This window comes from Allobosea thiooxidans (assembly GCF_900168195.1).
GTDB classification, from domain to species: Bacteria; Pseudomonadota; Alphaproteobacteria; order Rhizobiales; family Beijerinckiaceae; genus Allobosea; species Allobosea thiooxidans.
On sequence record NZ_FUYX01000015.1, the window covers coordinates 94,874 to 108,973 of the forward strand.

The following is a 14,100-nucleotide window of genomic DNA, read 5'->3' on the forward strand; positions in this document are numbered from 1 at the left end:
GTTTCGGAGAAGAAATCTTCTAGCAGGCTCCGCCCTGGGCCGGCAGCCCCATTCCGGTCTGCCCCGTCATGCCGCCTGCGGGCCTGGCTGTCTGGCCGGGGCCGGCGGCCTCGGCGCGTCAACTATTGCCGGCGCTCGCGCAGCGCGTCTGCCGCCTGATAGCTCCAATAGGTCAGCTGCACCGCGGCCGTGCCGAAGGGGCCGCCGTTCCAGCTCAGGCCGAAGGGCGCGAACAGCTTGAAGCGGTCGCTGTCGCCCCTGATCGCCTCGGCGATCACCGTGCCGCCGATCGCGGTCGTGTTCATGCCGTGGCCGCCGAAGGCGGTGCAGTACCAGACGCCCGGCCGGTACTGCCCGATCTGCGGCATCAGATGGCGCGCATAGGACATCAGCCCCGACCAGGCGAGCTCGACCTTGAGCGGCGCGAGCTGGGGGTAGGTCGTCACCATCTCGCGGCGCAGCAGGGCCGCGACGTCGCGCGGCTCGCTCGTGCGCGTCGTGATCCGGCCGCCCCACAGGATGCGCGAGCCGCCCTCGACCAGCCGGTAGTAGTCGCCGGCGCGCCGGTCGTCGCCGATGCCGGCGCTGGTGCGGATCGCCTGGCCGATCAGCTCCGGCGCAGCTTCCGTCAGCAGCACATAGGTCGCGATCGGCAGGAAGGAGCGCTTCAGCGGCGCGAACAGCCCGCCGGTATAACCGCCCGTCGTGAACAGCACCTGTTCGGCCTCGATGCTGGCTTGCGCCGTGCGCAGGCGCTTCACCGGGCCTTCCAGCTCGCAGGACAGAACCGGCGAACCTTCATGGATCGTGCCGCCGAGCCGCTGGATCTCGCGGGCGAGGCCGCGCGCATAGTTGAGCGGGTGGAAGTGGAAGGCGTCGTCGTCGGCGAGCGCGGCGTGGTATTTCGGCGAGCGCAGCAGCGCTTGTGTCTCGTCATGCCCGAGATAGCGCAGCTTGCGCCCGAAGCGCTTCTCCTGCGCGTCGCGCTCTTCCTGCAGCGCTACGCCACCATCATAGCGCAGGACTCGCATGATGCCGGGCGAAGGCGCCGCATCGGCGATGCCGAGGCTCTCGATGTTGCGCCGGACGATGCCGACGCCTTCCATCGTCAGGCGGTAGAGTTCCTCCGCCTGCTCGCGGCCGGCGCGGCGTTCGATGGCGGAGAGCGAGGTCGCATAGCCCGGACTGACGAAGCCGCCATTGCGCCCTGAGGCCCCCCAGGCGACCCGCTCGGCCTCCAGCAGCAGCACGGAACGCCCGGCGCGCGCCAGCTCCAGCGCCGCGGTCAGCCCTGCGAGCCCGCCACCGACGATGCAGATCTCGGCGGTCAGGCGCCCTTCGGCGACGGGATAGTTCTCGGCGGAGGCGAGGGTGCGGCGGTAATAGGTGTCGATATAGGAGGAAGGCATGCGATCTCGCGGCAGGCAGGCGGAAGGACGTCTGTTCTCGCGGGGGGATGCGGCGGCGCTCCAGCGCCACCGCAGCGCTATTCGGCGGCCTGGGCCCCCGGCGCGCCGGGCGGTTCGAAGGCCTGGATCGGCGGCAGGTTGCCGTCGAAGCGCTCGACCTGCACCGTGGTCAGCTGGCCGGTGCAGCCCTGCGCCAGCGCCGAGGTGCCGACGTCCCGGGTCAACACGTTCGGGTTGCCGTGGACGCAGAGAGGCTTGTCGTCCTGCGGGTCGGCGGGGTCGTACCAGGCGCCGGTCGGCAGCTGGACCACGCCCCGGCGGATCCCGTCGGTGAGGCGCACGGCCGCGAGGCAGGCGCCGCGCTGGTTGGAGAGGCGGATGATGTCGCCATCGGCGATGCCGCGTGCCGCGGCGTCGTCGGGATGCATATGGGCGACCTCGCGGCCGCGATGCTTGGCGTCGCTGCTGTGGCCGCCGAAGTCGAACTGGCTGTGCAGTCGGGTCCGCGGCTGGTTGGCCACGAGCACGTAAGGGGTGGCCGCATCGGGCACATAGCGCTGACCGAGCCAGGCCGGGTGGCCGGGGCAGTCGGCTTCCCCGAAGCTCGCGATGGTCTCGGAGAAGATCTCCAGCTTGCCGCTTGGCGTCGGCAGAGGCGCCCCTTCGGGGTCGTTGCGGAAGGCGCGCAGCTTGCCGCCATCGTCGGGCTGTTGCGGCAGATCGAAACCTTCGCTCGCCCAGAACTCGGCGAAGCTCGGCGCCGGCAGTCCCTTCTCCGCCAGCCCGGCGCGGGTGGGCTCATAGAGATGCTCGAGCCATTGCCGGACGCTGCGGCCTTCGGTGAAGGCCTCCGCCGTGCCCAGGCGCTCCGCCAGACCGGCGAAGATCACGTAATCGTCGCGTGCCTCGCCATAGGGGGCGACCACCGGCTGCATCGGCACCAGCAGCGGGTCGTTGGGGTTGCCGCCGATATCCTCGCGCTCCAGCGTCATCGTGCAGGGCAGCACGACGTCGGCATGCCGGGCCGTCGCGGTCCAGGCGAGCTCGTGGACGACCAGCGTGTCGAGGCGGGCGAAGGCCTGCCGCAGCCGGTTGAGGTCCTGATGGTGGTGGAAGGGGTTGCCGCCGGCCCAGTAGACCAGCTTGATCTCGGGATAGGTCCGCGTCTGGCCGTTGTAGCGATAGCTCGCGCCCGGATTGAGCAGCATGTCGGAAATGCGCGCCACCGGGATGAAGTCGCTCACGGGATTCTTGCCCTGCGAGAAGGTCGGCATCGGCACCGCATTGTAGCGTCGGCCGTAATAGGCGATGGCGCCGAGGCCGTAGCCATAGCCGCCGCCGGGCAGGCCGATCTGGCCGAGAGCGGCCGCGAGCACCATGCCCATCCAGACCGGCTGCTCCCCATGTTCGGCGCGCTGCAGGGCATGGGCCACGACGATCAGGGCGCGCTTGCCGTGCAGGCGCTTCGCCAGCGCCACGATCTGCTCGGCCGCCAGGCCGGTGAGAGGCGAGGCCCAGGCCGCGTCCTTGGGCTGTCCGTCGCTCTCGCCCAGCAGATAGCGCTCGAAGACCGGCCAGCCGGCAGTGTAGCGGTCGAGGAAGGCGCGGTCATGCAGCCCGTTGACGACGAGCGTGTGGACGAGGGCGAGCATCAGCGCGGTGTCGCTGCCGGGGATGTTCGCCACCCATTCGGCGCCCGCGCCCGCGGGCAGGTCGGCGCGCAGCGGGCTGACCAGCAGGAATTCGCAGCCGCGCGCCTTGGCGCGCTCCATGGCGCCGCGCTCGACATGCCGGCTGGTTCCGCCGCCGGCGACCATGCTGTTCTTCAGCGCCATGCCGCCGAAGGCGAGCACGACCTCGCTGTGCTCGGCCATCTGCTCCCAGGAGACGTTGCGCTTCACCAGGTCCTCGTAGTCGCCGATGATATGCGGCACGAGGACGGAGGAGGCGCCGGAGGAGTAGCTGTTGACCGACTTCACATAGCCGCCGGTCGAAGTGTTGAGGAAGCGGTGGATCTGGCTCTGGGCGTGGTGGAAGCGCCCGGCGCTGGCCCAGCCATAGGAGCCGCCGAAGATGGCGCCGGGGCCATGGTCGTCGCGGACGCGGCGCAGTTCCGCGGCGAGCCTGTCGAGCACCGCCGACCACGACATCGGCACATATTCGTCCCGCCCGCGCCGGTCGTCAGGGCCCGGCCCGTTCTCCAGCCAGCCGCGGCGCACCATCGGCTGTGCGATGCGGGCGCGGTGACGCAGCGCCGCCGGGAAGTTCTGGATGATCTCGTTGGGGTCGGGGTCGCCCTCATGCGGACGGACTTCGAGCTGCCCCTCCTTCATTCGGGCGGAGAACACGCCCCAATGCGAGGTATGCGGGCGAAACCCGTCCTCGGAAGGCTGCTGCGCTGCGTTATCCGATGCGGCCATTGGAGCGATCCCGTCGCGACGAAGCTGGCATGACGAGGTTCCGTCATGCCTCTCCCCGGTCGGAAACCGCAAGGGGATTTTGCGCCGGGCCGGCATGTCCGCCCCGACGCTGGAACGGCGTCGCGGGGACTTCCGTCGTGGCAGGACCGGCCGTCAGGCCGCCTTGGCCAGGAAGTCCTCGGCGTAGTGGCAGGCGACCTGGCGGCCGTCGACCTCGCGCTTCTCCGGGCGCTCCGCCCGGCAGCGCTCGGTGACATAGGGGCAGCGGGTCGAGAAGACGCAGCCCTTGGGCGGGTTGAGCGGGGAGGGCAGCTCGCCGCGCAGCACGATACGCTCGCGCTTGCCGGCGTCGACGCGCGGCGTCGAGGCGAGCAACGCCTGCGTATAGGGATGCAGCGGCCTTGCGTAGATACGTTCCTTCGGCCCGTGCTCGATCGCATTGCCGAGATACATCACCATCACGTCATGGGCGATGTGACGGACGACGCTGAGATCGTGCGAGATGAAGAGATAGGCGAGCTTCAGCTCGTCCTGCAGATCGGCCAGCAGGTTGAGCACCTGCGCCTGGATCGAGATGTCGAGCGCCGAGACCGGCTCGTCCGCCACCACGAGCTTGGGCGAGAGGATCAGCGCGCGGGCGATCGCGATGCGCTGGCGCTGGCCGCCCGAGAACATGTGCGGGTAGCGGGCATAGTGCTCGGGGCGCAGGCCGACCTTGGCCATCATCGCGCGCGCTTTCTCGGTGCGGTCGGCCGCGGAGAGGTCGGTGTTGATCTTGAGCGGCTCCTCCAGGATCGTCCCGATCTTCTTGCGCGGGTTGAGCGAGCCATAGGGATTCTGGAACACGAACTGCACCGTGCGGCGCAGGCGCTTGCGCTCGCTTGCCGGCGGATTGACGGCGTCGAGGCCGTCGAGCGTCAGCGCGCCCGAAGTCGGCGTCTCGATCAGCGTCGCCATCCGCGCCAGCGTCGATTTTCCGCAACCGGACTCGCCGACGACGGCGAGCGTGCGGCCAGCTTCGACGGAGAAGGAGACCTTGTTCACCGCCTGCAGCTGTGCCGGCGGGCGGAACAGCCCCTGCTTGACCGGATAGACCTGCGTCAGCTCGCGCGCTTCGATGACCGGGTTGCTCATCGCACGGCCTCCTTTGTCGGGCCGGCCTCGTCGCGGGCGCGCTCTGCATCCCGGTTCGGGTCGCCGAGCGGGTAGTGGCAACGCACATGGCCGTCGCGCCAGGGGCGCAGCTCGGGCTGGACGTTGCGCGAGTGCTCGGTCGCATAGGCACAGCGCGGGCTGAACAGGCAGCCCTTCGGCCGGTCGTTCAGGCCCGGCACCATGCCGGGGATGGTGGCGAGCCGCGTCGCATTCTCGCTGCGCTCCGGCAAGGCGGCGAGCAGAGCGGCGGAATAGGGATGCTGCGGGTCGGCGAAGAGCGCGTCGACCTTGCGCTCCTCCATGATCTGCCCGGCATACATCACCATGATGCGCTGTGCGGTCTCGGCGACGACGCCCATATTGTGGGTGATCAGCACGAGGGCCATGTTCCGCTCGCGCTGCAGCGACATCAGCAATTCGAGGATCTGCGCCTGGATGGTGACGTCGAGCGCGGTCGTCGGCTCGTCGGCGATCAGCAGGCGCGGATTGCAGGCGATCGCCATCGCGATCATCACGCGCTGGTTCATGCCGCCGGAGAGCTGGTGGGGATAAGCCTTGAGGCGACTTTCCGGGGCCGGGATGCCGACCTGTTCGAGCAGTTCGATCGCCCGGTGCTTCGCCGCCCTGCCGCTCATGCCTTCGTGCTTCCTCAGCGTCTCGGCGAGCTGGAAGCCGATGGTGAAGCAGGGGTTCAGGCTGGTGCTCGGCTCCTGGAAGATCATCGCGATGTCCTTGCCGGTGAGCTGGCGGCGCTCGCGGTCGGACATGGTCAGGAGGTCGCGGCCGTCGAAGCGCAGCTTGTCGGCGCGGACGCGGCCGGGATAGCCGACGAGGCCCATCAGCGCGAGCATGGTGACGCTCTTGCCGGAGCCGGATTCACCGACCACGCCGAGCACCTCGCCCTCGTCGAGGGTGAGGTCGATGCGGTCGACGGCGCGTAGCGTTCCCTGGGAGGTCGGGAATTCGACGCTGAGATTTTCGATTTCGAGAAGGGGCATGGGATCAGCGCTTCAGCTTGGGGTCGAGCGCATCGCGCAGGCCGTCACCGAGCAGGTTGAAGGCAAGCACGGTGATGAGGATGGCGAGGCCTGGGAAGGTAACGACCCACCAGGCGCGCAGCACGAACTCGCGCGCATCGGCGAGCATGGTGCCCCATTCCGGGGTCGGTGGCTGGGCGCCGAGGCCGAGGAAGCCGAGCGCGGCGGCGTCGAGGATCGCGGTGGAGACGCCGAGCGTCGCCTGCACGATCAGCGGCGCGGCGCAGTTCGGCAGGATCTCCGAGAACATCAGGCGGACCGTCTGCGCGCCGCTGACCTGGGCGGCGATGACATAGTCCTTGCTCGCCTCGGCGATCACGGCGGCGCGGGTGATGCGGACATAATGCGGCAGCACGACGATGGCGACGGCGAGCATCGCATTCATCAGGCCGGGGCCGAGGATCGCGACGATGACGATGGCGAGCAGCAGGCTCGGCATCGTCATCAGGATATCCATCAGCCGCATGATCGCGATGTCGGCGATGCCCTTGAAGTAGCCCGCGATCAGGCCGAGCACGATGCCGACGACGATGGCGAGCGCGACGACGGCGATGCCGATCACCAGCGAGAGCCGCGCGCCGTAGAGCAGGCGCGAGAGGATGTCGCGGCCGATCGCGTCGGTGCCGAGCGGATAGGAAAGCGAGCCGCCCTCCTGCCAGAACGGCGGTTTCAGGAAGACCGCGTTGTTGGTCAGGTTCGGATCATGCGGCGCGATCCACGGCGCGAACAGCGCGCAGAGCAGCACCAGCACGATGACGATGAGGCCGGCGACGGCGCCGCGGTTGGCGCTGAAATAGGTCCAGAACTCGCGCAGCGGGTGCGGCGGGGTTCCGCTCGGCGCGGCGGCGGCGGGGGCTTCGAGGGTTTCGGCGCTCATGGGCGAAGGCTCCGATGGGAGCTGGAATGCGAAGGGCGGATCATTTGGCGTGCCTGATGCGGGGGTTGATCAGGCCGTAGAGCAGGTCGACGAAGAGGTTGACGCTCATCACGACCATGCCGAGCAGCAGCGTGCCGCCCTGCAGGACCGGATAGTCGCGCCGGCTGATCGCCTCGATCAGCCATTTGCCGACGCCGGGCCAGGAGAAGATCGTCTCGGTCAGGATCGCGCCGGTGAAGAGCGTGCCGACCTGCAGGCCGATGACGGTTACGACCGGGATCAGCGCATTGCGCAGGGCATGCAGCGCGACCACGCGGATCGGCGCCATGCCCTTGGCCCGCGCCGTGCGGATGTAATCCTCGCCCAGAACCTCCAGCATCGCCGAACGCGTCATGCGCGCGATGACCGCGAGTGGCACGGTGCCGAGCACGATCGCGGGCAGGACGAGATGCGACAGCGCCGACCAGAAGGCGTCGATATCGCCGGCGAGCAGGCTATCGATGGTCAGGAAGCCGGTGACCGGCTCGATGAAGTACTGCACCGAGATCCGGCCCGAGACCGGCGTGATGCCGAGCTGCACCGAGAACAGCAGGATCAGCAGCAAGCCCCACCAGAAGATCGGCATCGAATAGCCGGTGAGCGAGATGCCCATCACGCCATGGTCGAAGATCGAGTTTCGCTTCACCGCGGCGATGATGCCGGCCGGCAGCCCGACGATCAGCGCGATCAGGATGGCGCAGAGCGCGAGCTCGATCGTGGCTGGGAAGAGCTGGCCGAATTCGGTGAGCACGCTCTCGCGCGTCACGATCGACTTGCCGAGATCGCCCTGGACGACGCGCTCGATATATTTGCCGTACTGGACGAGCAGCGGCCGGTCGAGGCCATATTCCGTGAGCAACTGGGCATGGCGGGCGGCATCGATGCCGCGCTCGCCGGCCATGGTCTCGATCGGATCGCCGGGGACCAGGCGGACGAGGAAAAAGGCCAGCAGCGTGATGCCGATGAAGGTCGGGATGACCAGACTCAGCCGTGTGAAGATGAAGCGCAGCATGGTTCTGCCATTCTTATCGGCCGAGGCATGTCGTCCTGCGCGGCGGCCTGTCTTGTCATTTTAGTCGAGTTCGAATTCCGGCGCAGCGGAAACACCAGAATCCGCGAAAGATCAAGAACGCGGTGACAAAAACCGTGGATCGCGATGGTGGCGCCGGCGCTCGAGCGATCGTCGGGCGAAAGACTCGGAAATCCCAGGGGTATTCGGCGCAACAAATGCGAAGATAGTGGCGCCGGCCAAGCAATGAATGCTCCGCCGGCGCCGTTGATTATTGATCGCTCGCGATCACTTGGCGACCGATACACCGTAGAAGGGCTGCCCGCCGAAGAAGTGGATCTTGTAGTCCTTCACTTCCTTGCGCACCGGCGTGAAAGCCTGCGCATTGGCGAAGAGCAGGCCGGCCACATCGGCGTGGAAGAGCTCCTGGAAGCGCTTGTAGAGCTTGGTGCGCTCGGCCTGGTCCGTGATCGTGTTGGCCTTGGCCAGCGCGTCGGAGGCTTCCTGGTTGCACCAGCGCGCCCGGTTGGCCCCGGTCTTCACCCCTTCGCAGGTCCAGCCGGAGAGCAGGATCTGGCTCGGATCGGGATAATCCCAGGTGTAGCCGAACATGCCGACTTCGTGCTCGCCGGCGCGGCCGCGCTTGAGATACTCGCCCCATTCGAAGGTCTGGATCGTCGCCTTGACGCCGATCTTCGCCCAGTCGGCCTGGATCAGCTCGGCCGCGCGCCGGCCGTTCGGCATATAGGCGCGCACGACCGGGATCGCCCAGAGCGTCGTTTCGAAGCCGTCGGGATAGCCGGCCTCCTTGAGCAGGGCTTTGGCCTTCTCCGGATCGTAGGGCCGGGGCTTGAGGTCGGCGTTGTGCGACCAGAGCGAGGGCGGAACCGCCGCCGCCGTCGGCTTGCCGGTGCCCTGATAGACGGCGTCGATGATCGCGGGGATGTTGGTGGCATAGGCCAGGGCCTCGCGCACCCGCTGGTCGCCGAAGGGCTTCTTCTCCTGGTTGAAGGCGAGGAAGCTCTGATCGGCGATGCTGCCCTGGAGCAGGTTGATGGTCGGCTCGGTCCTCATCGCGGGTAGGTCGCCGGGGTTGGGATAGCGCGCGATCTGGCATTCGCCGGAGCGGACCTTGGCGAAGCGCACGGCGGCGTCGGTCGTGATCACGAAGATCAGGTCGTTGACCAGCGCCATGCGGTCGCGATTGCCGACGGCCTTGGTCCAATGGTCCGGCACCGCCTTGAAGCGGATCACGGCGTCCTTCTGGTAGCTGAGAAGCGAGAACGGGCCGGTGCCGATCGGCGCGAAATCGACCTGCTCGGGCGTACCCGCCTTGAGCATCGCCGCCCCGTATTCGGCGGAGAGGATCGACATCGGCTCGACCGAAAGTGCGCTGAGCAGCGGCGCGTTCGGCTTGGTCAGCGTCAGCTTCACCGTGAGGTCGTCGACCTTCTCGATCGACTTCAGGCTCGGCCGCACGATCTCGCTGAAGAACTGGTAATTGCCGCTGCCGACCTTGTTGTAGGGGTGGTTCGGGTCGAACATGCGCTGGAACGAGAAGATGACGTCGTCGGCGTTGAACTCGCGCGTCGGCGTGAAGCCCTTGTTGGCGTGCCATTTCACACCCTTGCGCAGCTTGAACGTATAGCTCAGCCCGTCGTCCGAGATCGTCCAGGATTCGGCCAGGCTCGGGATGATCTGCGAACCGCCGCGCTCCGTCGCGGTCAGCCGCTCGTAGATCTGGGCCGCCACGTCATAGGCGGTGTTCTGGCTGCTGAATTGCGGGTTCAGGAAATCGGGACTGGCTTCGGAGCAGACGACAAGGGCTTGGGCGCCGGCGACGGCGGGAAGCAACAGGGCGCTCAGCCCCAGCGTCAGGGCTAAGGAGCGGGCACGAACGGACATGGGCGTTTCTCTCGGGACAGGCGGGAAGACGGATCGGGCGCGGGGCGTCGTGCCCCATCGTCTCCGCCTCCCGAAACGCGGCCCCGCCGGGGCCGCGTCGTTTGGCATGCATCAGCCGCGCCAGCATCGTGAGCGGCTGGCGCTTCGGATCACTTGCCGATATCGACGCCGTAGAAGACGTGGCGGCTGAACGGCGAGAGCTTGAAGTCCTTCACTTCCTTGCGGACCGGCTTGAGCTGGACCGCATGGGCGATGGTGAACCAGGGGGCCTGCTCCTTGAAGATCACCTGCGCCTCCCGGTAGAGCTTCTCGCGCTCCGCCTGGTCGGTGACGGTCTTCGCCTTCACCACGAGGTCGTCGAAGGGCTTGTAGCAGAACTTGGCGACGTTGCCGCCATTGTTCTTGGCCGCATCGCAGCCGAGCAACGTGTGCAGGAAGTTGTCCGGGTCGCCATTGTCGCCGGTCCAGCCGAACATGCCGGTCTGGTGCTCGCCCGCCTGCAGGCGCTTGCGGTACTCGCCCCATTCGAAGGTCTTGATCTCGGCTTTGATGCCGACCTTGGCGAGGTCGGCCTGCATCAGCTCGGCGATGCGCTTGGCGTTGGGGTTGTAGGGCCGCTGCACCGGCATCGCCCAGAGGTCGATCTCGAGCCCGTTCGGATAGCCGGCCTCGGCCAGCTCCTTCTTGGCCGCCTCCGGATCATAGGGATCGTCCTTGATGGTCTCGTTATAGGACCACATGGTCGGCGGGATCGGGTTGATCGCCGCGACGCCGCTGGACAGATAGACGGCGTCGATGATCGCCTTCTTGTTGATCGCCTTGTTGACGGCGCGGCGCACCTTGACGTCGTCGAACGGCTTCTTGCTGGTGTTGTAGGCGAGGTAGCCGATGTTCAGGCCCGGCTGCTCCAGGATCTCGACATTGGCGTCCTTCCTGATCGCGTCGAGATCGGCCGGGTTCGGATAGGGCATGACATGGCATTCGCCCTTCTGGAGCTTGGCCCAGCGGACCGATGCGTCCGGCGTGATCGCGAAGACGAGATCGTCGATCTTGGCCTTGCCGGCCCAGTAATCCGGATTGGCCTTGTAGCGGATGATCGCGTCCTTCTGGTACTGCACCAGGTAGAACGCACCGGTGCCGATCGGCTCCTGGTCGATCTTCTCGGGCGTGCCCGCCTTCAGCATCGCGTCGGCATATTCCTTCGACTGCACGCTGGCATACTGCATGGCGAGGTCGGAGAGGAACGGCGCCTCCGGCTGGTTCAGGGTGAACTTGACGGTGTAGTCATCGACCTTCTCGACCGACTTCAGCAGCTTGGGCATGCCCATGTCGTTGAAGTAGGAGTGGTTCGAGCTCGTCACTTTGAAGAACGGATGGTCTTCCTTCCACTGCCGCTCGATCATGAACATCACGTCATCGGCGTTGAAGTCGCGCGTCGGCTTGAAGTTCTTGTTGGAGTGCCACTTCACGCCCTTGCGCAGGTGGAAGGTGTAGGTCAGGCCGTCCGGAGAGATGTCCCACTTCTCGGCGAGCGCGGGCTGGACCTTGGTGCCGCCGCGCTCGAACTGGACGATGGTGTCGTAGATCTGCGTGTTCGCATCGAACGACGTGCCGGTCGTGTTGACGCTGGGCGCGAAGTTCTCGGGGCTGCCCTCCGAGCAATAGACCAGCGTCTTCGCCGCCAGCGGCTGCGCCGCCATCAGCGCCGAGGCCGACAGCGTCGCCAAAAGCAGTTTCTTCATGGGTGTCTCCTTGAACGCCTCTCCGCCCCACGGGACGGAGGATGGCCCCGTTGCATCGGAAGCTTCGTGGGCGGAATTCCCAGAGCCGCCTTGTCAACAGCTTATTGAAAGTCGCGGGGCGCGAATAGTCGTTTCCGCAGGCGTTTCAGGAGTCTTTCGGCGGGGTTGCCGGCCGGTCCGCCGGGCTGCGCGCGTCGGCGGGGAAGGTCGCCGGAGGGCAGGGCGTGCGCCGTCCGGCCGCTGCCGTCACAGCGCCTCGCGCACGCGCAGCAGCGTCGTGTCCATGTGGCGGCCGATCGCCTCGCAGAGCGCATCGGCATCGCGCCTGAGCAGGGCAGCCATCATGTCCTCGTGCTCGGCCACGGCGCCCGCCCATTTCTCGGGCCCTTCATTGCCGACGAAGCGCAGCCGCTTGATGCGCGACTGCAGCGTGGTGTGCATCTCGAGCAGCACGGCGTTGCCCGAGGCCCCCACGATGGCGCTGTGGATCGCCTGGTTCAGCTTGAAGTAGTCGAGCCGGTCGCGCGTCTTGTAGAGCGCCAGCATCTCCCGGTGCATCTTGTCGATCGCGGCGATCGTCGCGTCGCTGGCCTGTGCGCAGGCGATCCGCCCCCCGAGCTGTTCCAGGCTCTTGATCACCTCGAGGATGTCGGCGAGGTCGCGCGCCGAGAACTTGCGGACGACCGCGCCCTTTGCCGGCAGGATCTCGACGAGCCCTTCGCTGGCTAGCGTCTTGATCGCCTCGCGCAGCGGCGTCCGCGAGACGCCGAGCTGCGCGCCGACCAGCCCTTCATTGATGCGCTGGCCGGGGGCGAGCTGCCCTTCGATGATCATGTCGCGGACGCGTTCCAGCACCTCGTCATGGAGGGTTCGCCGCATGATCCGGGGATACTCGGCCGCCGTTTCGCTCATCGTTGCTCCCGTGTTTCCGGCCACACCGTTACGGCACGCGGCCCGCTTGCTGTCAAACCGGCGCGCGCTCCATGGCGAACAGCGCGTCCTGGCGCCGGCGCATCGCCAATAGCCCGGAATCGGGGTCGATCGCGACGTCGCCCAAGCGGATCGCCTCTCCGGCCCTGACGTCGCGGACGAGCGGCCTGTCGGCGACGAGATAGAACGGGGCGGGGCGGTCGTCGGCGAGCGCTGCGGCCGGCCTCACCTCGGCGCCGACGCCGTCGATGCTGTGATGATGCCCGCCCATCGTGAGCAGGGTGCCGGCGCCGAGGTCGCGCCGGGCCACCGCGACGAGGTCCTGCCGCGGCCGGTAGTCGTCGCCATAGCCCGAACGGCCGAGGCCGGCGGCGTCGAGGATCGAGGTCGCGACCTCCACCCCGAGCAGATGGCGCGGCAGGTAGAGCGCCGCCGTGCGGCCGCTGCGGCTGACGACATGGCCCTTGCCGGCCAGCATCTCCCAGCTCTCGGCATTGTCGCAGCGCACGATGATGAAGACGCCGCCGGCGAAGCTCGCCTCTTCCGCCAGCCGCAGATGGTGGAAGACGTCGATGCGGCGCGTGCCGGCGAGCAGCCCGCCCTCGCCACGTTCGGCAAAGAGATCGGCAAGTTCGGGGACGCGGGCGGGCGGCGCATGGAAGCCCGTCGCATCGGCGGAGAAGTCGAGCGCATTGGCGACCAGCGTCATCTCGCAGAGATCGGGCACGGCGCGTAAGGGGAAGGCCTCGCCGAGGATGCGCGCGCGTTCCGCCGCGGTGGCGACGACGGAGCGGGTACCGGGCAGCCAGTGCTCGCGCAGGGCGGGCAGGGCATGTGTCACGCCGTTGCAGGTGACGTTGCCGGTCGCGGCGTCGAGCACGAAGTCATACTCGCTGGACTTGCCGGCGGCGATGATCTCGAGCCCGAGGACTTCCGCCCAACTCGCCAGCGCGATCAGCAGGCTCGGCTGATCGCCATCGACCGGGGTCACCGTGACGCCCTTGTCGCGGGCGAGGCGCGCCAGACCCGGACCGACGACGCTGTCGGCCTCCTTCGAGACCAGCGCGACATGGCGCCTGGCATCGATCGCGGCGAGGCTGTGCCGCGTCGCCGCCTCGGGGCTGCCGGTCGCCTCGACCAGCAGCCGGAAAGGCAGGTCCAGGACGATGCCGAGGCTGGCCGCGGCGACGCATTTGCCGCTGTCCCAGGCCGCACGCGCCGCAGCCGCCGTCTCGCAAAGGGCGATCTCGGAAGGCGTGAAGCCGGCGGCGGCGAAGGCGCGGCTGGCAGCTTCCGCCGTCATGTCCACCGCGATCCGGGCATTGACCAGCCGCGTGCGCCGCGATTGCGCGAGATAGCTGCGGCCGAAGCTGCCGCTGCCGACGAGACAGGTTTCGATCGGTTCGGCGATCCCGGCGTAGTGGGCATGAAAATTCATCGTCTCTCCTCCCGGCGCGGTCCGGCGATGGGCGTTTCCGCGCTTCCCGGCGATGACTACAGCAAACGCGTTATGCTGCATACAGCATACTTGAGGCTGCCTGATGCCTGTGTTAGCGAGAAAGGCAGAAAACGAATGC

General features: G+C 67.7%; 10 protein-coding genes. All 10 read right to left on the reverse strand.

From position 1 onward, the window contains the following. Positions 1 to 122: 122 nt before the first annotated feature. The 10 genes from B5Y19_RS21805 to B5Y19_RS21850 all read right to left on the reverse strand — a co-directional run bounded on the left by B5Y19_RS21805 (position 123) and on the right by B5Y19_RS21850 (position 13,961). Positions 123 to 1,409, reverse strand: coding sequence for an NAD(P)/FAD-dependent oxidoreductase (locus tag B5Y19_RS21805; protein ID WP_055728525.1), 1,287 nt, complete (start codon positions 1,407 to 1,409; stop codon positions 123 to 125). Positions 1,410 to 1,486: 77 nt separating this feature from the next. Further along, on the reverse strand, positions 1,487 to 3,829 hold the full coding sequence (locus tag B5Y19_RS21810; protein ID WP_055728524.1) for a molybdopterin guanine dinucleotide-containing S/N-oxide reductase: 2,343 nt from the start codon (positions 3,827 to 3,829) through the stop codon (positions 1,487 to 1,489). 153 nt (positions 3,830 to 3,982) lie between these two features. Then, positions 3,983 to 4,963 carry a peptide ABC transporter ATP-binding protein gene (locus B5Y19_RS21815; RefSeq protein WP_055728523.1) on the reverse strand — a complete coding sequence of 327 codons (981 nt, stop codon included), beginning with the start codon at positions 4,961 to 4,963 and terminating at the stop codon, positions 3,983 to 3,985. After that, a complete protein-coding gene (locus tag B5Y19_RS21820; protein ID WP_055728522.1) occupies positions 4,960 to 5,982 on the reverse strand; it encodes an ABC transporter ATP-binding protein in 1,023 nt (340 codons plus the stop codon). Before B5Y19_RS21820 ends, B5Y19_RS21815 begins: the two co-directional genes overlap by 4 nt. Before the next feature lie 4 nt (positions 5,983 to 5,986). Next, entirely contained in the window at positions 5,987 to 6,898 is a 912-nt protein-coding gene (locus tag B5Y19_RS21825) for an ABC transporter permease subunit (protein WP_055728521.1), read from the reverse strand. A 40-nt stretch (positions 6,899 to 6,938) separates the two neighbouring features. Beyond that, complete coding sequence (locus tag B5Y19_RS21830; RefSeq protein WP_055728520.1) at positions 6,939 to 7,949, reverse strand: ABC transporter permease subunit; 1,011 nt, start codon at positions 7,947 to 7,949, stop codon at positions 6,939 to 6,941. A gap of 285 nt (positions 7,950 to 8,234) precedes the next feature. After that, positions 8,235 to 9,851, reverse strand: coding sequence for an ABC transporter substrate-binding protein (locus B5Y19_RS21835; RefSeq protein WP_055728519.1), 1,617 nt, complete (start codon positions 9,849 to 9,851; stop codon positions 8,235 to 8,237). A 149-nt stretch (positions 9,852 to 10,000) separates the two neighbouring features. Beyond that, the gene (locus B5Y19_RS21840; RefSeq protein ID WP_055728518.1) at positions 10,001 to 11,593 is read right to left on the reverse strand and encodes an ABC transporter substrate-binding protein; all 1,593 of its coding nucleotides are present in this window, start codon (positions 11,591 to 11,593) and stop codon (positions 10,001 to 10,003) included. Between the two features lie 246 nt (positions 11,594 to 11,839). Beyond that, positions 11,840 to 12,505 (reverse strand): GntR family transcriptional regulator, encoded by a 666-nt coding sequence (locus tag B5Y19_RS21845; RefSeq protein ID WP_055728517.1) that lies wholly within the window; start codon positions 12,503 to 12,505, stop codon positions 11,840 to 11,842. A 52-nt stretch (positions 12,506 to 12,557) separates the two neighbouring features. Beyond that, positions 12,558 to 13,961: a hypothetical protein gene (locus B5Y19_RS21850; protein ID WP_055728516.1), complete on the reverse strand. Its 1,404-nt coding sequence runs from the start codon at positions 13,959 to 13,961 to the stop codon at positions 12,558 to 12,560. Positions 13,962 to 14,100: the final 139 nt, after the last annotated feature.